General features: G+C 49.9%; 22 protein-coding genes. 7 read left to right on the top strand and 15 right to left on the bottom strand.

All coding sequences use genetic code 11. The features are described 5' to 3' along the window. Nucleotides 1–118 precede the first annotated feature (118 nt). Nucleotides 119–850: a carbon-nitrogen hydrolase family protein gene (locus IX31_RS00665; RefSeq protein WP_034455140.1), complete on the top strand. Its 732-nt coding sequence runs from the start codon at nt 119–121 to the stop codon at nt 848–850. A 38-nt stretch (nt 851–888) separates the two neighbouring features. Further along, nucleotides 889–1,551, top strand: a complete 663-nt coding sequence (gene exoX / locus IX31_RS00660) for an exodeoxyribonuclease X (RefSeq protein WP_034455137.1) — start codon at nt 889–891, stop codon at nt 1,549–1,551. Nucleotides 1,552–1,558: 7 nt separating this feature from the next. On the opposite strand, the gene ptrB is transcribed toward exoX, so the two are convergent. The 3 genes from ptrB to IX31_RS00645 all read right to left on the bottom strand — a co-directional run bounded on the left by ptrB (nt 1,559) and on the right by IX31_RS00645 (nt 4,874). Next, a complete protein-coding gene (ptrB, locus tag IX31_RS00655) occupies nt 1,559–3,616 on the bottom strand; it encodes an oligopeptidase B (RefSeq protein WP_034455135.1) in 2,058 nt (685 codons plus the stop codon). Between the two features lie 92 nt (nt 3,617–3,708). After that, a complete protein-coding gene (locus tag IX31_RS00650) occupies nt 3,709–4,407 on the bottom strand; it encodes a tellurite resistance TerB family protein (RefSeq protein WP_034455133.1) in 699 nt (232 codons plus the stop codon). Nucleotides 4,408–4,523: 116 nt separating this feature from the next. Then, nucleotides 4,524–4,874 (bottom strand): YebG family protein, encoded by a 351-nt coding sequence (locus tag IX31_RS00645; protein WP_034455131.1) that lies wholly within the window; start codon nt 4,872–4,874, stop codon nt 4,524–4,526. Between the two features lie 138 nt (nt 4,875–5,012). Here IX31_RS00645 and purT point away from each other — a divergent pair, with 138 nt between their 5' ends. After that, complete coding sequence (purT, locus tag IX31_RS00640; protein ID WP_034455130.1) at nt 5,013–6,191, top strand: formate-dependent phosphoribosylglycinamide formyltransferase; 1,179 nt, start codon at nt 5,013–5,015, stop codon at nt 6,189–6,191. A gap of 152 nt (nt 6,192–6,343) precedes the next feature. Here the strand turns inward: purT and IX31_RS00635 are convergent, their stop codons facing one another. The 3 genes from IX31_RS00635 to zwf all read right to left on the bottom strand — a co-directional run bounded on the left by IX31_RS00635 (nt 6,344) and on the right by zwf (nt 10,645). Further along, nucleotides 6,344–6,982 carry a bifunctional 4-hydroxy-2-oxoglutarate aldolase/2-dehydro-3-deoxy-phosphogluconate aldolase gene (locus tag IX31_RS00635; RefSeq protein ID WP_034455128.1) on the bottom strand — a complete coding sequence of 213 codons (639 nt, stop codon included), beginning with the start codon at nt 6,980–6,982 and terminating at the stop codon, nt 6,344–6,346. 64 nt (nt 6,983–7,046) lie between these two features. Beyond that, complete coding sequence (gene edd, locus IX31_RS00630; RefSeq protein ID WP_034455126.1) at nt 7,047–8,858, bottom strand: phosphogluconate dehydratase; 1,812 nt, start codon at nt 8,856–8,858, stop codon at nt 7,047–7,049. Between the two features lie 311 nt (nt 8,859–9,169). After that, nucleotides 9,170–10,645, bottom strand: a complete 1,476-nt coding sequence (gene zwf / locus IX31_RS00625; RefSeq protein WP_034455125.1) for a glucose-6-phosphate dehydrogenase — start codon at nt 10,643–10,645, stop codon at nt 9,170–9,172. A gap of 363 nt (nt 10,646–11,008) precedes the next feature. On the opposite strand from zwf, the gene IX31_RS00620 reads away from it, so the two are divergent. Then, nucleotides 11,009–11,878: a MurR/RpiR family transcriptional regulator gene (locus IX31_RS00620; RefSeq protein WP_034455124.1), complete on the top strand. Its 870-nt coding sequence runs from the start codon at nt 11,009–11,011 to the stop codon at nt 11,876–11,878. 130 nt (nt 11,879–12,008) lie between these two features. After that, nucleotides 12,009–13,451 (top strand): pyruvate kinase, encoded by a 1,443-nt coding sequence (gene pyk, locus IX31_RS00615; protein ID WP_034455123.1) that lies wholly within the window; start codon nt 12,009–12,011, stop codon nt 13,449–13,451. A 40-nt stretch (nt 13,452–13,491) separates the two neighbouring features. On the opposite strand, the gene lpxM is transcribed toward pyk, so the two are convergent. From lpxM to znuA, 3 genes are all read right to left on the bottom strand, one after another. After that, nucleotides 13,492–14,466 carry a lauroyl-Kdo(2)-lipid IV(A) myristoyltransferase gene (lpxM, locus tag IX31_RS00610; protein ID WP_034455122.1) on the bottom strand — a complete coding sequence of 325 codons (975 nt, stop codon included), beginning with the start codon at nt 14,464–14,466 and terminating at the stop codon, nt 13,492–13,494. A gap of 123 nt (nt 14,467–14,589) precedes the next feature. Beyond that, nucleotides 14,590–15,912, bottom strand: coding sequence for a murein DD-endopeptidase MepM (mepM, locus tag IX31_RS00605; RefSeq protein WP_072009396.1), 1,323 nt, complete (start codon nt 15,910–15,912; stop codon nt 14,590–14,592). Between the two features lie 15 nt (nt 15,913–15,927). Beyond that, nucleotides 15,928–16,872: a zinc ABC transporter substrate-binding protein ZnuA gene (znuA, locus tag IX31_RS00600; protein ID WP_034457025.1), complete on the bottom strand. Its 945-nt coding sequence runs from the start codon at nt 16,870–16,872 to the stop codon at nt 15,928–15,930. A 79-nt stretch (nt 16,873–16,951) separates the two neighbouring features. On the opposite strand from znuA, the gene znuC reads away from it, so the two are divergent. Then, a complete protein-coding gene (gene znuC / locus IX31_RS00595; protein ID WP_034455120.1) occupies nt 16,952–17,707 on the top strand; it encodes a zinc ABC transporter ATP-binding protein ZnuC in 756 nt (251 codons plus the stop codon). Further along, nucleotides 17,704–18,489: a zinc ABC transporter permease subunit ZnuB gene (gene znuB / locus IX31_RS00590; protein ID WP_034455119.1), complete on the top strand. Its 786-nt coding sequence runs from the start codon at nt 17,704–17,706 to the stop codon at nt 18,487–18,489. The genes znuC and znuB overlap by 4 nt, the downstream gene beginning before the upstream one ends. A gap of 94 nt (nt 18,490–18,583) precedes the next feature. On the opposite strand, the gene ruvB is transcribed toward znuB, so the two are convergent. The 6 genes from ruvB to aspS form a co-directional block, all read right to left on the bottom strand. Then, entirely contained in the window at nt 18,584–19,591 is a 1,008-nt protein-coding gene (gene ruvB, locus IX31_RS00585; RefSeq protein ID WP_034455118.1) for a Holliday junction branch migration DNA helicase RuvB, read from the bottom strand. A gap of 21 nt (nt 19,592–19,612) precedes the next feature. Beyond that, a complete protein-coding gene (ruvA, locus tag IX31_RS00580) occupies nt 19,613–20,224 on the bottom strand; it encodes a Holliday junction branch migration protein RuvA (protein WP_034455117.1) in 612 nt (203 codons plus the stop codon). A gap of 76 nt (nt 20,225–20,300) precedes the next feature. Beyond that, complete coding sequence (ruvC, locus tag IX31_RS00575) at nt 20,301–20,822, bottom strand: crossover junction endodeoxyribonuclease RuvC (protein ID WP_034455116.1); 522 nt, start codon at nt 20,820–20,822, stop codon at nt 20,301–20,303. A 43-nt stretch (nt 20,823–20,865) separates the two neighbouring features. Next, nucleotides 20,866–21,609: a YebC/PmpR family DNA-binding transcriptional regulator gene (locus tag IX31_RS00570; protein ID WP_034457024.1), complete on the bottom strand. Its 744-nt coding sequence runs from the start codon at nt 21,607–21,609 to the stop codon at nt 20,866–20,868. Between the two features lie 19 nt (nt 21,610–21,628). Next, nucleotides 21,629–22,087: a dihydroneopterin triphosphate diphosphatase gene (nudB, locus tag IX31_RS00565; RefSeq protein WP_034457023.1), complete on the bottom strand. Its 459-nt coding sequence runs from the start codon at nt 22,085–22,087 to the stop codon at nt 21,629–21,631. A 116-nt stretch (nt 22,088–22,203) separates the two neighbouring features. Then, entirely contained in the window at nt 22,204–23,976 is a 1,773-nt protein-coding gene (gene aspS, locus IX31_RS00560) for an aspartate--tRNA ligase (protein WP_034455115.1), read from the bottom strand. Between the last annotated feature and the right edge of the window lie 85 nt (nt 23,977–24,061).

The following is a 24,061-nucleotide window of genomic DNA, read 5'->3' as shown; positions in this document are numbered from 1 at the left end:
TAAACTTCCTGACAAAAATGGTGTTAAGATTTTTCCTGGTTTATTTATCTAAACACAGGAATTACCTGTTGCGGCCATAGGATGATGGCCGTTGGGTAGATTGATTAAGGAAGAACGTATGCCTGTCTGGAATGTTGCCGCGGCGCAGTATGGCGCCACACCCGATGACCTCGAGGTGAATATCAAACATCATTTAGATTTTGTTCGCTGCGCTGTTGCTGAACGAATAGATCTACTGGTATTCCCCGAACTATCCCTCAGCGGTTTTAACATTGAAAACCACCACGTTTGTGCCCTTCCCTTCACCGATGAACGCCTGAATCCTTTGCAAGATGCCGCCGTAAAACACCATATGACTATCGTCGTGGGTCTTCCCTTGCGCAGTGAACAAGGAGTATCGCCAGGGTCGGTAGGTTTTTTGCCTGATGGCTCCCGAGTAGCCTGCTGCAAACCACAAACCTGCGATATTGATCTACCCGATCAACACACGCCATTGGTAGGTTTGCACAATCGTAGCGTGGCGATGGGTTTTAGCACCGACAGTGATGAAGAAACCTGGCCACGCAGTGCAGCTGAAATGGGTGCAAGTCTCTATGCCACAGGGAAATTCATTAATGAAATCAGCTACCAGAAAGATGAAATGTACCTGCAACGCTGGGCCCATAAATACAACTTGCCCGTTTTATTAGCTAACCATGCGTTTTCTACCGGCAAATATCGATCTGCTGGGCGTAGCGCTTGTTGGGACGATCGCGGTGAATTAGTGGTTCGCGCCGATCATGGCGAGCTTCTGGCAGTTGGAAGACGTGATGCAAAAGGTTGGCACGGGGAAATCATTCCATTACGCTAGCGCATTAATAAAACACGCTAAGGCTTGATGGAGTAAATATGCTGCGCATTATTGATACTGAAACCTGTGGTCTACAGGGTGGCGTGGTAGAAGTTGCCTCTGTCGATATCGTCAATGGCAAGATTGTTAATCCGATGAGTGACCTGGTACGCCCGGATCGTCCCATTAGCTACCAGGCGATGGCCATTCACAAAATTACCGAAGAGATGGTCGCGGATAAACCGTGGATTGAAGATGTTATTCCGCGCTATCACGGCAGCCCATACTACGTGGCCCATAACGCCAGTTTTGACCAACGTATGCTGCCTGAAATGCCAGATAGCGAGTGGATTTGCACGGTAAAACTGGCACGCCGTTTATGGCCTGGCATCAAATACAGCAATATGGGTTTATATAAATCCCTTAAGCTGGAAGTTGAGACACCTGCCGGACTGCACCATCACCGCGCGCTATTTGATTGCTATATCACCGCTGCTTTACTGATTCGCATAATGGATGAGTCAGGTTGGACACCAGACCAAATGGTAACCATTACAGGTCGTCCAGTGCTTGTGAAAACCATGGCATTTGGTAAATATCGCGGCGAGCCGATTGCGGAAATTGCAGATAAAGATCCGGGCTATTTACGATGGATGTTAAATAACATCAAAGAATTAGCGCCAGATCTTAGAATGACATTAAAACATTATCTCGAGGATTAGTAACAGCCTAGCCCGCTCGCCCTGGTAAAGTTCCTTGTGCCAGGGCTATCAAGAAAGCGAACTCCAGAGCGACACCTTCGTAAGATTTAAATCTCCCCGATTTCCCGCCATGCCCTGAGTCCATATCAGTACATAAAAGCAGCAAGTTATCGTCACTACGTAGTTCACGCAGTTTTGCGACCCACTTAGCGGGCTCCCAATATTGCACCTGAGAATCATGCAGTCCGGTGGTTACCAGCATGTGCGGGTAGGCTTGTTCGGTGATTTGATCGTACGGGCTGTACTGTTTGATGTAATGGTAATACTCAGGGTCTTGAGGATTCCCCCACTCTTCAAACTCCCCGGTCGTGAGTGGAATGGACTCATCGAGCATCGTCGTTAACACATCAACGAATGGCACCTGTGCAACAACACCGTGGAATAGTTCTGGACGCATATTAATTGCGGCCCCTACCAGTAAGCCCCCTGCACTCCCGCCCATCGAATAGAGCAGCTTTTCGTTACCGTATCCCTGTTTAAGCAAGCTATCACAGACATCCAGATAATCATTGAAGGTGTTCATTTTCTTCAGATATTTACCATCCTCATACCATTGCTGGCCGAGTTCGCCACCTCCGCGTACATGCGCGATGGCATAGACAAAGCCACGGTCCAACAGACTTAAACGGCTGCTGCTGAAATCCGCATCCATGCTGCTCCCATAAGAGCCATAGCCATATACCAGCAAAGGGTTTCTCCCGCGCTGGAAATGTTCACGATGGTAAACCAAAGAAACCGGCACCTGAACGCCATCACGTACTGTGACCCATACATGTTCACTTCGATAATGGCTGGCATCGAAACCTGCAACTTCGGTTTGCTTAATCACGCGTCGCTCACCGGTATCCATATCCAGTTCAAACAATGTATCTGGCGTAGTCATTGATGAGTAACCGTAACGCAGACGCGAAGACTCCGGTTCCGGGTTATGCCCAAGCCAGGTTACATAAGCAGGATCGTCAAAAGCAATTCCCGTCACTTCGCGCGTTTTGCGATTAATTTGGCGTAAACTGGTCAGCCCTTGCTGTCTTTCCTCAACAACCAACCAATCGGTAAATAACGTAAAGCCTTCCAGCATGACGTTTGCGCGCGGAGGAATTAGCTCTTCCCATTGGCTTTCATCACGCACTTTTGTGCGGTACAAACCAAAGTTTTTACCTTCCCGATTCGAGCGCATATAGAAATTATGCTGGAAGTGATCGAGGGTGTATTCGTGATCTTTGCGGCGTGGCAAAAAGCTTTGCGGTTGCGCGTCTACCAGTTCGGCATCAAGCAACAGCACTTCGCTGGTGGTAGCACTGCTGAGATAAATTAGAACGAAGTGTTTCGAAGTGGTTTTATGCACGCTGACATAGAACATTTCATCTTTTTCTTCGTAGACTAATTCATCTTCGGAGGATGGATGCCCAACCGTGTGGCGCCAGACCTGATACGGCAATAACGTTTTGGGATGCTTGCGGACGTAATAAAGCGTGGCGGAATCATTCGCCCAGACAAAACTGCTATCGACATTATCCAACACTTCCGGATACCAGTTCCCGCTTTCCAGATTGCGGAAGCGCAGTCCATATTGACGGCGTGAGAGGAAATCTTCTGCCAGCGCCAGAACGGTGTTATCTGGCGTAATGCTCATGCCGCCCATGGTATAAAACTCGCTGTGGGCAGCACGGCGATTGCCATCTACCAGCGTGCTCCACTCTTCCCACTCCTCCGACACCACAGACTGGCGCTGATAAATAGCGTATTCATTACCGGTTTCGAAAATCTGGCGATAGCGATAACCATTTTGCGTATAAGGTGCGGAAATATCACGCTGAGGGATACGGTCGATCATCTCTTTAAGCAGGCGTTCTTGCAATGCCTGCTGCGAACTCATGATTTGATGACCGTAATCATTCTCCTGATGAAGATAATCAAGTACCTGCGCATCAGATCGCTCATCATCACGCAGCCAGTAATAGTTATCGATGCGGGTATCACCATGCATGGTCATGGTCTGGGGAATTTTTTTTGCTTTTGGTGGCATGTCATTTTTCTTTTTGAGTTAACACCCTGTAAGGGTGGCAAATTCAGACAGCCTTGCAAGCGTAACGTGGGATTTTAAGGAAAATGCCGGGGTTAACCCGGCAGATTGAGTTTCTGTTGCTGAATATCTTGTTCGATACCTTCGCGTACATCCTGCGGGATTTTTAGCGCATCCCCCAACGCATTGAGATAACTGCGCTCCATAAAATGATCAATGTCGATTGCAGCACAGCTTAAGAAATAAAGTTCCAGCGCTTCCTCTTCGTTATTAACACCTTGAACCAGGCGTTGCGGATCAAGAGGCTGATCGATTGCTTGCTGAATTAAATTACGCCCAGGCCCTTCGATACCCGCGTCACGTAATTGCTGCTCAATAATCTGACGTTCTTTATCATCAATGTGACCATCACTTTTGGCAGCGAACACCAGAGCGGTAATCAGGCGCTCCGTACGCACATCGACAGGCGACTGCTGCTGCCCAAACTGCGGCTCACCCTGATGGGCTTCACGCACGCGGTCTTTATATTTGTTCCACAATACACTTCCCACAACCGCACCGCCGCCGACCAATAACGCGCTGGTGCCGTACTTGGTCAGGAGTTTCCGCGACGATTTGCTCGCCAGCAGCAAACCCGCTAAGCCACCGAGTGCGCCAGGCACCAGTAACTTACTCAGCCCCTGAGAATTGTTTCCCTGAGGAGTTTGTGAGGATTGATTCTGACCAGTGTGATTCTGGATGGATTGCGTCGCTTGCCCCAGCATAGACTGAAGCTGCTGTAACCAATTGCTCATTAGAGACACCCTTTGTGAGAACTTAACATCTGAGGTTAAGCCAAAGGCTGTCAAGAAGTGTCTGATAAGGCTAAAGATGAGAAAAGAACCGCGCCGGGAGCCCGACGCGATAAAACTTATGCAGCTTTCGTGCGTTTACGCGGGTGTTCAGCAACTTTGCCATCAGAAATGGGGTCTTCAATAACCACGTCATCGACTGCAATTTCATCGCTTACTGTGGCACTTTCCAGATCCGGCAATTTGCCGCTTTTCAGCACGGAGGAAAGCACGTCTTTGTTTTCTGCCATCCACATAGCCAGCACATCGTTTTGCCCTTCTTCGAGAGCAACGGGGCTGTGTATGAGCCACTCGCTCAATACTTCTGCCAGATCGAGCATTTTGTCGTAGGCGTCTGCATCTTTTTTACTGGCAAAAGACATTTTTTCTTGCCCCTCTCGTACAACAACGTATTTGATTTCAACCGCCATTTTGCAGCTCCGGTTTAACTGTTTATTTAAACAGTGTAATGATATTACCCCTGTATCGCAAGTGGGAAAATCGCTGCGCACGCAAACGTTTTCGTTTATAATCCGCCGGTCTATTTTCTCCGTTCGGGTATACAGATTATGTCAATTTTGGGAACAGCACTTCGTCCGTCAGCTACACGAGTCATGTTGTTAGGGTCAGGCGAATTAGGAAAAGAAGTGGCGATAGAATGCCAGCGTCTTGGTCTGGAAGTTATCGCCGTAGATCGCTACGCCGATGCCCCCGCGATGCATGTTGCTCACCGCAGCCACGTCATTAATATGCTTGACGGCGCCGAGCTTAAGAAGTTGGTTTCCGTAGAGATGCCCGATTTCATCGTTCCCGAAATTGAAGCCATCGCCACAGACATGTTGGTTGAACTCGAACACCAGGGCCAGTGTGTAGTGCCTTGCGCGCGCGCAACACAACTGACCATGAACCGCGAAGGTATTCGTCGCCTGGCAGCAGAAGAACTCTCTCTCCCAACTTCCAGCTTCCGTTTTGCTGATAGCGAAGAGGCATTTTTACAGGCCGTTGAAGAAATCGGTTTACCTTGCATCGTTAAACCGGTGATGAGCTCTTCCGGCAAAGGACAAAGTTTTATCCGCACAGCAGATCAGTTAGCCAAAGCATGGGAGTACGCGCAAGAAGGCGGCCGCGCGGGGAAAGGCAAAGTGATTGTCGAAGGCGTGGTAAATTTCGATTTCGAAATCACCCTACTGACCATTAGTGCTGTCGACGGCGTGCATTTCTGCGCTCCAATCGGGCATCGTCAGGAAGATGGCGACTACCGCGAATCCTGGCAACCTCAGAAAATGAGCGATATCGCTCTGGGTCGCGCGCAAGCAATCGCTGAAAAAGTGGTGAAGGCGTTGGGTGGTTACGGTTTGTTTGGCGTCGAACTGTTCGTATGCGGTGACGATGTTATTTTTAGTGAAGTCTCCCCTCGTCCACACGACACTGGCATGGTGACGCTAATTTCTCAGGACGTTTCAGAGTTTGCGTTGCACGTCCGCGCTTTCCTTGGCTTGCCAATTGGCGATATTCGCCAGTATGGCCCTGCTGCTTCCGCGGTGATCCTTCCAGAATTGAACAGCGATAACGTGCAGTACGGCAATGTGGGCGCCGCACTAGGCGCGGGCTTGCAAGTGCGTCTGTTTGGTAAACCAGAGATTAACGGTAAGCGTCGGATGGGTGTGGCACTGGCAACGGGCTCCAGTGTAGAAGATGCCATTGCGCGGGCCATTGCCGCAACAAAAGCAGTAAGTGTAACGGGTTAAAAAAATCCCCGCTCTTTCGAGCGAGGATTCAATAACACGAATAATTCGAGTTGCTTCAAGGCGGCGACGCAGCAAATCCCCAGGAGCTTACATTAGTAAGTGACTGGGGTGAGCGAGGAAGCCAACGCATCTACGGCTCGAAGGATGACGTGTTATTTCGCGCCTTCAACTGCTTCACGGGCAAGTGTTGTAATACGATCATAATCGCCTGCTTCCAGCGCGTCAGCCGGAACCAACCATGAACCACCGATGCACAGAACGCTTTTCAGCGCCAGGTAGTCGCGATAGTTAGCAGGGGTAATGCCGCCAGTTGGGCAGAAACGAACCTGAGAGAATGGACCTGCGATAGCTTGCAGCGCTTTGGTGCCGCCATTAGCTTCTGCCGGGAAGAATTTGAATTCTTTCAAACCGTAGTCCAGACCCAGCATCAGTTCAGAAACAGTGCTGATACCCGGGATCAATGGAATTGAGCCTTCGGTTGCTGCTTTCAACAGTGGCTCAGTCAGGCCTGGGCTGATAGCAAACTGAGCACCAGCTTCAGTTACTTCTGCCAGTTGCTCTGGGTTCAGAACCGTACCCGCACCAATAATCGCTTCTGGTACTTCTTTAGCGATAGCGCGGATAGCATCCATTGCACATGGAGTACGCAGAGTCACTTCCAGAACACGTACGCCGCCTGCAACTAAAGCTTTAGCCATTGGTACTGCGTGTTCCAGTTTGTTAATTACGATTACCGGGACAACCGGTCCTGTTTTCAGGATCTGTTCCGCAGTAGTTTTCCAGTTTTTCATCTCAAGAGCCTCTTCAACCAACTTTATAATTCGTTTCCAGAGCAGCAAGTGCTGCGTCCGGTCCTTAAAATTTAATGCAGGTCGCGCCTTGTTCCGCGCCAGATAACTGTTCGCGTAACGCGCTAAATAGTTCACGGCCGGTTCCAACGCGCTCCGCGCTAAGATCCGGGTGGTATGCAGTGCGTTTTGCAAGCTCGGCGTCATCGACCAGCAATGTCAGTTCACCCGTTTGCCCGTTGACACGAATCATGTCACCGTCCCGGACTTTTGCCAGTAGCCCACCATCATAAGCTTCTGGAGTAACATGGATTGCAGAGGGCACCTTTCCTGATGCGCCCGACAGTCGTCCATCAGTGACTAACGCTATTTTGAAACAGCGGTCCAATAATACCCCAAGTGGCGGCATAAGTTTATGTAATTCTGGCATGCCGTTCGCTTTTGGCCCCTGATGGCGAACAACAACGACGCAATCACGGTCCAGAAGGCCTGCTTCGAAAGCAGGTAAGACGTCATGCTGGCTTTCGAAAATGACTGCTGGTGCTTCAATAACCTGGTTTTCCGCCGGCACCGCAGACGTTTTCATAACCGCACGCCCCAGGTTGCCGCTAAGTACTTTCGTACCGCCATGTTTTGAGAATGGTTTTTCGAAGGTCGCGATAACATCAGTATCGAGCGCGGTAGTTGCGCCTTCACGCCATGCCAGTTGGCCGTTATCCAACCATGGCTCCATGGTGTAATGATGCAAACCAAAGCCCGCTACAGTATTCACATCTTCATGCAGCAAGCCACCTTTGAGCAGTTCACGCATCAGAACTGGCACTCCGCCTGCGGCCTGGAAATGGTTAATATCCGCCGGGCCGTTCGGATACAGACGTGCTAACAGTGGCACCACATCGGAAAGATCGGAGAAATCGTCCCAGTTAATGATAATGCCCGCCGCACGAGCCATCGCTACCAGGTGCATGGTGTGGTTAGTTGAACCACCAGTGGCCAGCAAGGCAACTATGCCGTTTACAACAACTTTTTCATCAATCATTTTACCGAGTGGCATCCACTCATTGCAATTGCCGGTCAGACGCGTGACCTGCCGTGCTGCCGCAGCAGTCAATTCGTGGCGTAGAGGGGCATCCGGATGAACAAATGAAGAACCTGGCAACTGCATACCCATGAACTCAACCACCATCTGGTTGGTGTTGGCAGTGCCATAGAATGTACAAGTACCCGGTGCGTGGTAAGAAGCAGCTTCAGATTCCAGAAGCGCGATGCGATCCACTTTACCTTCAGCATAAAGTTGGCGAATACGTACTTTTTCTTTATTCGGTAAACCGCTGGCCATTGGGCCTGATGGCACAAATACCGCAGGGAGATGGCCAAATGACAATGCAGCCATGGTTAAACCAGGAACGATTTTATCGCACACGCCGAGATACAACGCGCCATCGAACATGTTATGAGAAAGGCCGATTGCCGTAGACATTGCGATAATCTCACGGCTTAGCAATGACAGTTCCATACCATCCTGCCCTTGCGTCACGCCATCACACATCGCAGGGACGCCACCGGCAACTTGCCCAACCGCCCCCACTGAATGCAATGCTTTTCGGATCTGGTCAGGGTAATACTCATACGGCTGGTGAGCGGAGAGCATGTCGTTATAGGACGTGATGATCGCAATGTTGTTACGCAGCATGCTTTTCAGCGCGGCTTTATCTTCTGGCTGGCAAGCGGCAAAACCGTGTGCCAGATTGCCACATGCTAATTCAGAGCGATGTACGGTGTTCGACTTCGCTTTTTCAATCCGTGCCAGGTAGGCTTCACGGGTTTGGCGGGAGCGTTCAACAATACGCTGTGTTACGCGTAACAAATTAGGATTCATAACAAGTCCTCATAAAGTGGCTGCCGTCGCTTTAGGCAGGTGGTCGACGTTACCGGCTCTTTTCTCATCTTGTGAGGCGGCATTCCGTACCATCAGGGCAAAATCGCTTCAGCTAGTGTAAATAAAAAAGCCCTGCTGGTGAATCCAGTCAGGGCTTTTAAATTAAAAAATTTCCACAGTACGAGTGCTAGATCATGTTACCGGTAAAATATAAATCATTTGTTACGCGATATTTGCACAATTACACCAATTCTATCCGCTGAATCATTCGAGTGCCGCCAACAACTCTGCCACTCGAAGGATGACTCAGATTATTCGAACTCGTTCCATGACCGCCCATCACGGGTGATCATTGCAACTGATGCCACAGGACCCCAGGTTCCAGCCTGATAAGGTTTAGGTGCGTCGTTATCCGCAGCCCACGCCTCTGTGATGGAGTCAACCCACTTCCATGCTTCTTCTACTTCATCACGACGCACGAACAGTGCCTGGATACCACGCATGGTTTCCAGTAACAGGCGCTCGTAAGCATCTGCCAGATGTGATTCATTGAAGGTTTCGGAGTAGCTCAGATCAAGCTTAGTGGTTTGCAGGTTGTGCTTGTGTTCAAGTCCTGGCACTTTGTTGAGCACCTGAATATCCACACCTTCGTCCGGTTGCAGACGGATGGTGAGCTTGTTTTGTGGCAAATCTTGCCAGGAGTCTTTGAACAAGTTCAACGGTGGGCTTTTGAAATAGACTACAACTTCGGAACATTTGGTCGGCAGACGTTTGCCTGTGCGCAAATAGAACGGTACACCTGCCCAGCGCCAGTTATCAATATCCACACGGATTGCTACAAAGGTCTCGGTGCTACTGCTTTTGTTCGCACCTTCTTCCTCAAGATAACCAGGGACTTTTTTACCCTGTGCAAAGCCCGCGGTGTACTGACCACGAACCGTTTTTTCACGCACATTACTGCGGTCAATACGACGCAGGGATTGCAGCACTTTAACTTTTTCGTCGCGAATATGGTCTGCGGTGAGATCGGACGGCGGAGACATCGCAATCATGCACAGAATTTGCAGCAAGTGGTTTTGAATCATGTCGCGCATCTGCCCGGCCTGGTCAAAGTAACCCCAGCGCCCTTCGATACCCACTTCTTCTGCTACCGTAATTTCCACGTGATCGATAGTTTTGTTATCCCAGTTGTTGGCAAACAGGGAGTTCGCAAAACGTAATGCCAGCAGGTTTAGTACGGTTTCTTTACCTAAATAGTGGTCAATACGATAAACCTGGCACTCTTCAAAATACTCGCCAACCTGGTCGTTGATTTCCTGGGAAGTCGCAAGCGAGGTGCCAAGTGGTTTTTCCATGACAACACGGGCAGGTTTAGCGTTTAGTTTCGCCTTGCCCAGACCTTTACAGATTGCGCCAAAAGTATTCGGCGGCATAGCAAAGTAGTTGATGGTGACGCGATTTTGCTGATCGAGCATCTTACCGAGTTTGGTAAAGGCTGCAGTATCGTTAACATCCAGGTTGCAAAAATCGAGACGGCCGCTCAATTTATCCCACAGGCTTTCGTCGATCTTTTCCTTCATAAAGGTTTCGATCGCTTCGCGCACTACTTTGGTATAAGCCTCTTTATCCCAATCAGCGCGGCCCACGCCCAGAATGCGCGTCTCCGGGTGGATCTGCCCTGCCTTCTCCAGTTGATACAGGGATGGCAGAAGTTTCCGACGCGCAAGGTCGCCCTTTGCGCCGAAAATCACCAGGTCACATGCCTGAGCTGTCTGTGTTACCGCCATGTCTATTCTCCTCGTTTCGGATGTCCGGAAGTATGATATGTACCGGCCCGTTTGTAATTTTATTACAGAACAATGTACTGCTTTTGCTGAGTTCAGGTAAGTCTTCAGCCATTATTTGATCGCATTCATGAACAAGACTTGGCCACTAATGCCATTTCACGGCAATAAATCGAATTTTTCGAAGTTTCGTTGTTGATGTATACCATGTCGAAAGTTAGACACTGATCATGTTATGAAAAAAAACAACATCATCACATCGATTAACTTGTCCAATCACTAATGGGCAAGCGTATATTCTTGCTAAATCGCGTCACGATTTCTCCATTTGTTGAAATCGACAAAATCCATGAATGCCGGACACCTATGAATATGCTGGACAAAATCCAGTCTCAACTGGAACACCTTAGCAAATCAGAACGTAAAGTCGCAGAAGTGATTCTTACCGCGCCTCAAGATGCCATTCACTCAAGCATTGCAACCCTTGCCCGCAGTGCCGATGTCAGCGAACCGACAGTCAACCGCTTTTGCCGTCGCCTTGAAACTAAAGGCTTTCCAGATTTTAAATTACATCTAGCGCAAAGTCTGGCGAATGGCACTCCTTATGTAAACCGGAATGTTGACGAAGACGACAGCGTTGAGGCTTATACCGGCAAAATCTTCGAATCCGCTATGGCAAGCCTTGACCAGGTACGGCAATCATTGGATATGGCAGCAGTCAATCGCGCTGTAGATTTACTTACCCAGGCCAAGAAAATCGCTTTCTTCGGTCTAGGTTCTTCAGCCGCTGTAGCGCATGACGCAATGAATAAATTCTTTCGTTTTAATGTGCCCGTTATCTATTCTGACGATGTCGTTTTGCAACGCATGAGCTGCATGAATTGTAGTGAAGAAGATGTCGTTGTACTCATCTCGCATACCGGGCGAACTAAAAATCTGGTGGAACTCGCACAACTGGCGCGTGAAAACGATGCCATTGTGCTGGCGATAACCTCAGAGGGTTCGCCACTCGCTCGCGAAGCGACACTTTCTTTACTACTTGATGTGCCTGAAGACACCGATATCTATATGCCAATGGTGTCGAGACTTGCTCAATTAACAGTAATAGATGTACTTGCCACCGGTTTTACTTTACGCCGTGGGGCAAAATTCAGAGATAACTTGAAGCGAGTCAAAGAAGCGCTCAAGGAATCGCGTTTTGATAAGGGGCTGTTTGTTTCTGGTGAAAACACTTAAGTTTCCATAACAAAACTGTAACTTTTTAGGCTATTCGGTTAAGTTGTTGCTTTGCGTTTTTAACGCATTCTGATTTTCCGAATCTTTTGTTAACGCAACACCAAAGTTGTTTCAGTCAACGGAGTAATACATGTCCAGACGGCTACGTAGAACCAAAATCGTTACCACTTTAGGCCCAGCCACCGATCGCGACAATAATCTGGAAAAGATTATCGCTGCTGGCGCTAACGTGGTGCGTATGAACTTTTCCCACGGCACCGCAGAAGATCACCAGATCCGTGCTGATAAAGTTCGTGAAATTGCCGCGAAACTGGGTCGTCATGTCGCTATCCTGGGCGATTTGCAGGGACCAAAGATTCGTGTCTCTACCTTTAAAGAAGGTAAAGTATTCCTTAACATTGGCGACAAATTCCTGCTTGATGCCAACCTGGGCAAGGGCGAAGGCGACAAAGAAAAAGTCGGTATCGACTACAAAGGTCTGCCTGCTGACGTTGTAACCGGTGACATCCTGCTGCTTGATGACGGTCGCGTACAGTTAAAAGTCCTGGAAGTTCAGGGTATGAAAGTGTTCACAGAAGTCACCGTGGGTGGCCCGCTGTCTAACAACAAAGGCATCAACAAGCTGGGCGGTGGTTTGTCTGCTGAAGCTCTGACCGAAAAAGACAAAGCAGATATTCTGACCGCTGCCAAAATCGGTGTTGATTACCTGGCTGTTTCCTTCCCGCGTTGTGGTGAAGACCTGAACTATGCTCGCCGTCTGGCGCGCGAAGCTGGTTGTGATGCGAAGATTGTCGCTAAAGTTGAACGTGCCGAAGCGGTATGCGACGAAGCGGCCATGGACGACGTTATCCTTGCTTCTGACGTTGTGATGGTTGCTCGTGGTGACCTGGGTGTTGAAATCGGTGACCCAGAGTTGGTCGGTATTCAGAAAACCCTGATTCGTCGTGCGCGTAAGCTTAACCGTGCGGTTATCACTGCGACCCAGATGATGGAGTCGATGATTACCAACCCAATGCCAACTCGTGCCGAAGTTATGGACGTGGCGAACGCCGTACTGGACGGTACCGATGCGGTGATGCTTTCTGCAGAAACTGCGGCAGGCCAATATCCTGCTGAAACCGTCGCGGCAATGGCGCGTGTTTGCCTGGGTGCTGAGAAAATCCCAAGCATTAACGTTTCCAAACACCGTCTGGACGTACAGTTCGACAACACAGAAGAAGCGATTGCAATGTCTGCGATGTACGCGGCAAACCACCTGAAAGGTGTTACTGCAATCATCACTATGACTGAATCTGGCCGCACCGCACTGATGACTTCACGTATCAGCTCCGGTTTGCCAATCTTCGCGATGTCTCGCCACGAGCGCACGCTGAACCTCACCTCTTTGTACCGTGGCGTAACGCCTGTGTTCTTTGATAGCCCAAGCGATGGTGTTGCCGCTGCAAACGATGCAGTGAATCTACTGCGTGACAAAGGTTATCTGGTTTCTGGCGATCTGGTTATCGTCACCCAGGGCGATGTGATGAGTACCATTGGTACCACCAACACCACGCGTATTCTGTGTGTTGAGTAATCCATCTGCATAAAAACAAAGGGGCCAATTGGCCCCTTTATCATTTCTTAGGATAAAGCTCTTTGCGGCGGTAAGGTTCGGTCTCCCCTTCCTTTCGCGTTTTAAGCAATTTAAGTATCCAGGTATATTGCTCAAGATTCGGCCCTACCAGAATTTCCACTTCTTCGTTCATGCGTCGGGCAATCGTATTGTCGTCTGCATCAAGCAGGTCATCCATCGGCGGGCGAATATGAATATCCAGGCGATGCGTCTTGCTGTTATAAACCGGGAACAGCGGAACAACGCGCGCGCGTGATATTTTCATCAAGCGGCCAATCGCTGGTAGTGTCGCTTTATATGTTCCGAAGAAATCGACAAATTCACTGTGCTCGGCACCGTGGTCCTGGTCTGGCAGATAATATCCCCAATACCCCTGACGCACAGAGCTGATAAACGGCTTAATCCCATCGTTACGCGCGTGCAGTCGTCCACCAAAACGGCGACGCACGGTATTCCACATGTAATCAAATAGCGGGTTGCCCTGATTGTGGAACATCGCCGCCATTTTCTGCCCCTGAGACGCCAATAGCATTGCAGGAATATCCACCGCCCAGCCATGCGGGACGAGGAAGATGACATTTTCTTCGCGTTGTTTTAGCTCGTCGATAATCTCTTTGCCATGCCAGTCAACACGCTGCATAACTTTTTGCGGATCTTTAATCGCAAGCTCCGCCATCATCACCATCGCCTGAGGGGCAGTGGCAAACATTTCGTCAATAACAGCTTCACGGTCAGCTTCCGGCATATCGGGGAAGCAATAAAGCAGGTTTATTTGTGCACGACGGCGCGCACTTTTACCAAAGCGTCCGGCAATACGCCCCACTTTGCCCAACAATGGGTCACGCAGTGACGGTGGTAACATTGCAAGCCCTGCAAAAGCGCCAACGCCTAACCAGGCGCCCCAAAATTTCGGGTGCAAGAAGGCCTTTTGAAATTCAGGAATGAACTCACTGTGACTTTTTTTTGCTTTTTCCATGCATATTCTCAGTACAGCATCAAATCGTTGATGACATGAATTTGTAAGTATCTTAGCGGGCTAATGCCCATCAGACAAAGAAAAAGCCGGCAACAAAGTACCGGCTTTTTTCATAAGGTTGGATTAATTGAAGCTAAGTTGCGGTGTGACTTCACGAACTTGCGCCAGATAATCGCTACGATCCGAACCTGTCAGCCCTTCGGTACGAGGCAATTTCGCGGTTAATGGGTTTACCGCCTGCTGGTTAACCCACACTTCATAATGCAAATGCGGCCCCGTAGAACGCCCGGTATTACCTGAGAGTGCAATACGGTCTCCACGCTTCACTTTCTGCCCTGGCTGAACCAACAGCTTTTTCAGGTGCATATAGCGAGTGGTATATGTACGACCATGGCGGATAGCAACAAAGTAACCAGCTGCACCACTACGTTTGGCCATAACAACTTCACCATCACCGACAGCCAGCACAGGAGTACCTTGTGGCATCGCAAAATCGACACCTTTGTGCGGGGCCACACGCCCGGTTACTGGATTCAGGCGACGCGGGTTAAAGTTTGACGAAATACGGAACTGTTTAGCCGTTGGGAAGCGCATAAAACCTTTCGCAAGCCCGGAACCACTGCGATCGTAGAATTTGCCGTCTTCCGCACGAATGGCGTAGTAATCTTTTCCACTGCTGCGCAGGCGCACACCAACTAATTGGCTTTGTTCACGTTTCCCATCAAGCATTTCGCGCGACATCAGCACAGAAAACTCATCGCCTTTCTTCAGTTTGCGGAAATCCATTTGCCACTGCATGGCTTTGATAACCGAGCTTATCTCAGCACTGGTCAATCCGGCATCTTTCGCACTACTGACAAAGCTATTACCAACTGTGCCTTTCAGTACATTGTTAACCCATTCGCCTTGCTGCATTTCACTGCTGAGTTTGAAAGTACTGCCTGAACGGTCGTATGTTCGCGTTTCGCGGCGTGACATTTCCCATGTCAGGCGTTGTAGTTCACCATCGTCGTTTAACGTCCAGGAGATCTGTTGGCCGATTTTCAGGTTACGAAGATCTTTATCTACCGTCGCAAGCTGGCTGATATCGCCCATGTCGATACCATATTGATTCAGGATGCTACCGAGCGTATCTCCCGTCGACACGACATATTCATGAACTCCTGTTTCACCGGCAGTTTTGTCATCCAGTTCATCTTGCGGAATTGTGTCGTCTTCTGCGTCCGGAGACTGATCTAACGGTTCACTGGCTTCCGGGAGCAACGAACGAATTTCGTTTTTCTCAAGCTCAATGGTTTTAATGACGGGGCTGGCTTCAGGATGATAGACGTACGGTCGCCAGACTGCGACCGCAAGTGTAAGAACTGTAAGAGACCCCAGCATAACGCGGTGGGGCCGGGACAAATTGTCGAATGCCAGGGCGACAGAGCGGGCTATCTGTTGCACGTATTCACTTCCTCATTAATCTCCTTTCAGGCAGCTCGCATATTGGTTCGCAAGCCCGCTCAAAAACTGCATATAGCTGTCTTTGCCGAGCTTAACCTCTATCCCCAGCGGATCTAGCGTCCCACTTCGAACGTTAGTGCCACGGGCAACGGCATTAATAACTGCTGGCCTGAATTGTGGTTCAGCAAAAACGCACACGGCTTTTTGCGCAACCAACTGTGTTCTGATGTCATGTAAACGCTGCGCACCGGGTTGGATTTCTGGGTTAACGGTAAAATGGCCAAGTGGCGTCAGACCGTAATGTTTTTCAAAGTAGCCATAAGCGTCGTGAAAAACGAAATACCCTTTTCCTTTGAGCGGCGCGAGCACGCTACCAATTTGCTTATCGATGTTGGCTAATCCTAACTCGAAAGTTTGCAAATTGGCGTCAAGTTTGGCTCTATTTTGGGGCATAAGTTCCACTAATTTATCGTGGATTGCAACCGCTGACAGGCGCGCTACCTCTGGCGAAAGCCAGATATGCATGTTGTATTCACCATGATGGTGATCTTCGTCACTATTTTCGGCTGAATGTTCATGTCCTTCGTGACCATGTTCGTCATCGTCATCACCTTTCATTAGCAACGGTTTCACGCCTGGCAAAGCAGCAAGTTGCACTTGTTTTTGTTCAGCTAATTGCTTAACCGATTTCTGCATGAAGGCTTCCATTTCAGGGCCAACCCACACAACTAAGTCCGCGCTTTGTAAGCGTTTTACATCAGATGGACGAAGTGCATAATCATGCTCAGAAGCACCATCGGGTAGCAAAACCTCGGTAGGCGTCACGCCGTCAGCGATCGCTGCTGCAATGAAACCTAATGGCTTGATAGACGCCACCACAGCAGCCTCGGCCGGGACCGTTGCCGCTCCCAAAAAAGCAGTTGTTAAAGCTGCGCAAAGAAATGAGTTTTTATGTAACATAATGCGACTTTTCATCGTTATGAATATGAGAAGTGTGATATTATAACATCCGCTAACTTCTGCAACCCCTGAAATTGTCATGACAAATCTGGTATCACTGGAAAATATTTCTGTTTCTTTCGGACAACGCCGCGTGCTGTCTGATATTTCACTCGATCTCAAACCAGGCCGCATTTTGACGCTGCTTGGGCCAAACGGTGCAGGGAAATCAACATTAGTTCGTGTGGTTCTTGGACTGGTAGCCCCGGATGAGGGAGTTATCAAGCGTGACCGCGACTTGCGAATTGGTTACGTACCGCAAAAATTACATCTTGATGCCACCCTCCCCTTAACCGTTAGTCGGTTTATGCGTCTGCGTCCTGGCGTGAAGAAGGCCGATATTCTCCCCGCATTAAAACGCGTTCAGGCAGCCCATTTGATTGAAGCACCGATGCAAAAACTCTCCGGTGGTGAGAACCAACGCGTGCTATTGGCTCGCGCATTGTTAAATCAGCCACAGTTGTTGGTGCTTGATGAGCCAACCCAGGGCGTTGATGTAAACGGCCAACTGGCGCTGTATAACCTGATTGATCAATTACGCCAGGAGCTGAATTGCGCAGTAATGATGGTGTCCCACGACCTGCATTTGGTGATGGCTAAAACCGATGATGTGTTGTGCCTGAACCACCATATTTGCTGTTCGGGTACGCCTGAAGTGGTGTCGATGCATCCGGAATTTATTTCGATGTTTGGCGCGCGTGGTGCGGAGCAGTTAGGGATTTATCGCCATCACCATAACCACCGTCACGATCTTACCGGACGTATTGTTCTGCGCAGAGGGAATGGCCAGTCATGATTGAATTGTTGTTGCCCGGCTGGCTTGCCGGGATTTTGCTGGCCTGTGCCGCAGGCCCGTTGGGTTCGTTTGTTGTCTGGCGTCGGATGTCCTACTTTGGCGATACGCTGGCTCACGCATCTTTGCTGGGTGTGGCATTTGGTCTGCTGCTCAATGTAAACCCGTTTTATGCGGTAATTGCGGTAACGTTAATGCTGGCGTTAGGTCTTGTCTGGCTCGAAAAACGCCCGCATCTTGCGTTAGATACTTTGCTTGGAATAATGGCTCACAGCGCATTGTCATTAGGCCTGGTCGTGGTCAGTTTAATGTCTAACGTGCGTGTCGATTTGATGGCGTATCTGTTTGGCGACCTACTTTCCGTCACGATGACCGATATTATCTCTATTGCGCTGGGTGTCGCCGTGGTCGTTGGCGTGCTGCTTTGGCAATGGCGAAATCTGTTGTCGATGACTATCAGCCCGGACCTGGCGCATGTAGACGGCGTAAATCTGCAACGCGTGAAGATGCTACTTATGCTGGTGACCGCACTGACCATCGGTGTAGCAATGAAATTTGTTGGCGCGTTGATAATTACTTCACTGCTGATTATCCCTGCAGCAACAGCACGTCGCTTTGCGCGTACGCCTGAACAAATGGCAGGTTTTGCCGTGATTATCGGTATGCTTTCAGTGACGGGTGGACTGGCGTTCTCTGCATTCTATGACACGCCCGCTGGGCCTTCAGTCGTGCTGAGCTCGGCGGTGTTGTTTATTTTGAGTATGGCAAAGAAGCAGGCTGCTTAAGATAGTGTTGGGTGGCGCTTGCGCTTATCCAACCTACAAAACGCAATACCGTAGGGCGGATAAGCGCAAGCGCCATCCGCCTTTTTACTCACTGTTATGCGTCCGGCTGCACAATTCCAAAGTGAGTCCAGGCTCTTGGTGTCGCTATGCGTCCACGTGGCGTACGTTGCAAAAAGCCCTGCTGAATCAGGAAGGGCTCCAGCACATCTTCAATCGTTTCCCGCTCCTCGCCAATTGCTGCTGCAAGGTTGTCCAACCCGACTGGGCCGCCAAGAAATTTGTCTATCACCGCCAGCAATAACTTGCGGTCCATATAGTCAAACCCTTCGGTATCGACATTGAGCATATCCAGCGCCTGCGAAGCAATTTCGGCACTGATGGTGCCATCATGGCGCACTTCGGCAAAGTCACGCACACGACGCAGTAAACGGTTGGCAATACGTGGTGTTCCGCGCGCACGACGGGCCACTTCTAACGCGCCCTCTTCGCTCATTTCCAGCCCCAACACGCTCGCGCTGCGGCCAACAATGTGCTGCAAATCGGCAACCTGGTAAAATTCGAGGCGCTGCACAATACCAAAACGGTCACGCAGTGGTGAAGTCAGAGAACCGGCTCGCGTCGTTGCACCAATCAGGGTAAAGGGAGGTAAATCAATCTTAATTGACCGCGCGGCTGGACCTTCACCAATCATGATATCGAGTTGGTAATCTTCCATTGCCGGATAAAGCACTTCTTCGACGACCGGTGAAAGGCGATGGATTTCATCAATGAATAGCACGTCGTGCGGTTCAAGATTGGTCAGCATCGCCGCCAAATCCCCTGCTTTTTCAAGCACGGGGCCAGAAGTAGTACGCAGATTAACGCCCATTTCATTAGCCACGATATTCGCGAGCGTCGTTTTCCCCAAACCCGGAGGGCCGAAAATTAGTAGATGATCGAGCGCATCCCCACGCAGTTTCGCCGCCTGAATGAATATCTCCATCTGCGAGCGCACCTGCGGCTGGCCGACGTAATCCGCCAATAAACGTGGGCGAATCGCGCGGTCAATTAATTCGTCTGGGGTAATGGTATCTGGTGAAACCAGACGGTCTGCTTCAATCATCCTTCATCTACCTCAGGGGCTTTAAAGTGCGGCACGAAGTGCTTCACGGATCAGAGTTTCACAATCAGCACCTGCACGCCCTACTTTGCTGATCATTCTGCTGGCTTCTTGTGGTTTATAGCCCAGCGATACTAGTGCTGCAACCGCTTCCGACTCCGCGTCGTCTGTTACACCGCTTTCAGGCGCAGTCAGCACCAAATCTGACGCCGGAGTAAACAGGTCCCCATGCATTCCTTTGAAGCGGTCTTTCATTTCTACAATCAAACGCTCTGCGGTCTTTTTACCTACTCCTGGCAGTTTGACCAGAGAACCGATTTCTTCACGCTCGACAGCATTCACAAACTGCTGGGCAGACATACCCGAGAGAATAGCCAGCGCCAGTTTCGGGCCAACACCATTCACTTTGATAAGTTCACGGAACAGGGTGCGTTCTTGTTTATTGTTGAAACCGTAGAGCAACTGCGCGTCTTCACGCACTACAAATTGAGTAAACACCACGGCTTCTTTACCGATTTCCGGTAACTCGTAGAAGCAGGTCATCGGCATATGGACTTCATACCCTACGCCGCCGACTTCCATAAGTACCAACGGTGGCTGTTTTTCCAGGATGATGCCTCTGAGTCGTCCAATCACGTTATTCTGCTCCCACGGTTGTGCTAAAAAATTTTGCCTATCATATAAAAAAGGCTGGATAAATATCCAGCCCTATTTATTTTAATCGTCCCCGCGCCAGATTAAGCCGCGTATCGCTCATCTGCATCGAGTTCTGCGTCACATGGCAATGCGTAATCGCGATAGCCAAAGCATCTGCCGCATCGGCTTGTGGATTAGCAGAGAGCTTCAGCAAAGTACGTACCATATGCTGAACCTGGCTTTTTTCTGCACTCCCAATGCCAACCACTGTCTGTTTAACCTGACGAGCCGCATACTCGAACACCGGCAGATCATGGTTTACCGCTGCAACAATCGCAGCACCGCGCGCCTGACCGAGTTTCAGTGCAGAGTCAGCATTCTTCGCCATAAACACAGATTCGATAGCAAAATATTCTGGCTGGAACTGGGTAATGATTTCGCTCACCCCCGCGTAGATAAGCTTCAGACGCGAGGGTAAGTCGGTAACCTGAGTACGAATACAGCCGCTACCTAAATAGGTAAGTTGCCGACCAGTCTGGCGAATGACGCCGTAACCGGTAACGCGCGACCCCGGATCGATACCGAGAATAATCGCCATCACGCGTTCCTCATAAACAGCAGGACGGATTCAGACAACACCATTACAGGGTTGCCGCAACCTCGTCAGAGATCTCACCGTTGTGATAAACCTCTTGCACGTCATCACAATCTTCAAGCATATCGATAAGACGCATCAGTTTCGGAGCTGTTTCTGCATCCATATCCGCTTTAGTGGAAGGGATCATGGAAACTTCAGCTTCGTCTGCTTTAAGGCCTGCAGCTTCAAGTGCATCGCGTACTGCACCCATTTCTTCCCAGGCTGTAAACACGTCGATTGCGCCGTCGTCATATGCAACAACGTCTTCAGCACCCGCTTCCAGAGCAGCTTCCATCACGGTGTCTTCATCTTTGCCTGGAGCATAAGAGATAACGCCTTTTTTGGTGAACAGGTAGGCTACAGAGCCATCAGTTCCCAGGTTACCACCGCATTTGTTGAACGCGTGACGTACTTCAGCCACGGTACGGTTGCGGTTGTCACTCAGGCATTCAACCATCACGGCTGAACCGCCAGGACCGTAACCTTCATAAATGATGGTTTCCATGTTCGCGTCTTCGTCACCGCCGACACCGCGCGCAATCGCACGGTTTAAGGTGTCACGCGTCATGTTGTTGGATAACGCTTTATCAATCGCTGCACGCAGACGCGGGTTTGAACCAGCATCGCCACCGCCCAAGCGGGCTGCAGTTACCAGCTCGCGAATGATTTTGGTAAAGATTTTACCGCGTTTGGCATCCTGCGCAGCCTTGCGGTGCTTTGTGTTGGCCCACTTACTATGACCTGCCATAAAAATATCTCCAAAATAGCTACCTGACGGCAGCATTAATTACAAACTCTTCAATCGCTTCCCGGTTGCTCCACGACTTGGTCATAGCAGCCGCAGCTTGTGCGTCTGTCCACTCCCAGGCCAAATGCTCCGAAATGGTAATCGGCCGTTCGTTTGGCAGCGTAAGACAGAACCAATATTCCGTGTTGCGCGTAATTCCCGGGGCATAGCGATGACGCAAATGTGTAAAAATCTCGAACTCCACACAGCGTTGGCAGTCAATCAAGGCCAGTTGCTCTGAGACAACATCGATATCGACCTCTTCCTTTACTTCACGCTGTGCGGCATACAGCGCGGTTTCACCTTCTTCTATGCTGCCGGTAACCGACTGCCAGAATTCAGGATCGTCGCGCCGCTGTAACATGAGCACCCGTCCGGTGTCTTGGGCATAAATGACCACTAAAACCGAAACGGGAGGCTTGTACACTTTATCCTTCACGTTGCCTCTTTGTTGGCTGCCTTCATTCATCCCACTCACATAGTTATCTATGCTCATGGGAATTCACTCAGTTGCCGCCTCGACGCAACACGAATGATTGCGTGCACGGAGACCATTTATTCTTTCTCAGCCTTTTTAATGACGGCTACACCCAGTTCAGCAAGTGCTGTTGGGTTGGCAAAGCTTGGTGCTTCGGTCATCAGACACGCTGCTGCGGTTGTTTTCGGGAACGCGATAACATCACGGATGTTGTCGGTACCGGTCAACAGCATGGTCAGACGGTCCAGACCAAACGCCAGGCCTGCATGCGGTGGAGTACCGTATTTCAGCGCATCAAGCAGGAAGCCGAACTTCTCGCGTTGATCTTCTTCGGTGATACCCAAAATGCCGAAGACAGTCTGCTGCATCTGGCCGTTGTGAATACGCACGGAACCGCCGCCCACTTCATAACCGTTGATAACCATATCGTATGCGTTCGCAACTGCGGCTTCCGGATCGGCCGCCAGTTCTTCTGGTGACATATCTTTTGGCGCAGTGAACGGATGGTGCATCGCGGTCAGACCGCCTTCACCGTTGTCTTCAAACATAGGGAAGTCGATAACCCACAACGGTGCCCATGCGTTCTCATCGGTGATGCTCAGATCTTTACCAATTTTCAGACGCAGTGCGCCAAGCGCATCGGCAACCACTTTCTTGTTGTCTGCGCCGAAGAAGATCATGTCGCCGTCTTGTGCGCCGGTACGGGCCAGAATAGCTTCAACGATTTCTGCGTTCAGGAATTTAGCTACCGGGCTTGTGATACCTTCGATGCCTTTAGCGCGTTCGTTCACTTTGATGTAAGCCAGCCCTTTCGCGCCGTAAATCTCAATGAACTTGCCGTAATCGTCAATCTGTTTACGGCTTAACTGTGCGCCACCTGGCACACGCAGTGCAGCAACGCGGCCTTTTGCATCATTTGCCGGGCCCGAGAACACTTTAAACTCAACGTCTTTAAGCAGGTCTGCAACATCCACCAGCTCCATTGGGTTACGCAGGTCTGGTTTGTCAGAACCGTAACGACGCTCAGCCTCAGCGAAAGTCATGATTGGGAAATCGCCCAGGTCGACATTTTTCACGTCCAGCCACAGATCACGAACCAACTTTTCCATCACTTCACGCACTTGTGGAGCAGACATGAAGGAGGTTTCGACGTCGATCTGAGTAAATTCAGGCTGACGGTCAGCACGCAAATCTTCGTCACGGAAGCACTTAACGATCTGATAGTAGCGATCAAAGCCAGACATCATCAGAAGCTGTTTGAACAATTGTGGAGATTGCGGCAGAGCGTAGAATTTACCTTTGTGAACACGGCTTGGCACCAGGTAGTCGCGCGCGCCTTCTGGTGTAGCTTTGGTCAGCATTGGGGTTTCGATATCAAGGAAACCGTGGTCATCCATAAAACGGCGCACAAAACTGGTGATTTTCGCACGAGTCTTCAGGCGGTTTGCCATTTCAGGACGGCGCAGATCCAGGTAGCGGAATTTCAGGCGCGCTTCTTCGGTGTTGACGTGGTTAGAGTCCAGCGGCAACGCTTCAGAACGGTTGATAATGGTCAGGTCGGTTGCGAAAACTTCCACAGCACCGGTAGCCATATCTTTGTTGATGTTTTTCTCATCACGCGGACGAACAGTACCGGTAATTTGGATGCAGAACTCATTACGCAGTTCGGATGCAAGCTGGAACGCGTCCTGACGATCAGGATCGAAAAACACCTGCACGATGCCTTCGCGATCGCGCATATCAATAAAGATAAGGCTACCGAGGTCACGACGACGATTGACCCAACCACACAGTGTTACTTGTTGTCCCACATGGGATTGATTTAGCTGCCCGCAATATACTGTACGCATGAGATATCCCTTAAATTAGCCGCTCACTGTCCACTACCTGCAACGGTGGCCACTATTTTTGTCTGTCATCTATTGATAAAAAAGG

The organism is Buttiauxella noackiae, assembly GCF_000737905.1.
In the GTDB taxonomy this organism is placed as follows: domain Bacteria; phylum Pseudomonadota; class Gammaproteobacteria; order Enterobacterales; family Enterobacteriaceae; genus Buttiauxella; species Buttiauxella noackiae.
The sequence above is the reverse complement of the archived record's forward strand: the minus strand, read 5'-3'. Positions and strand labels throughout refer to the sequence as shown.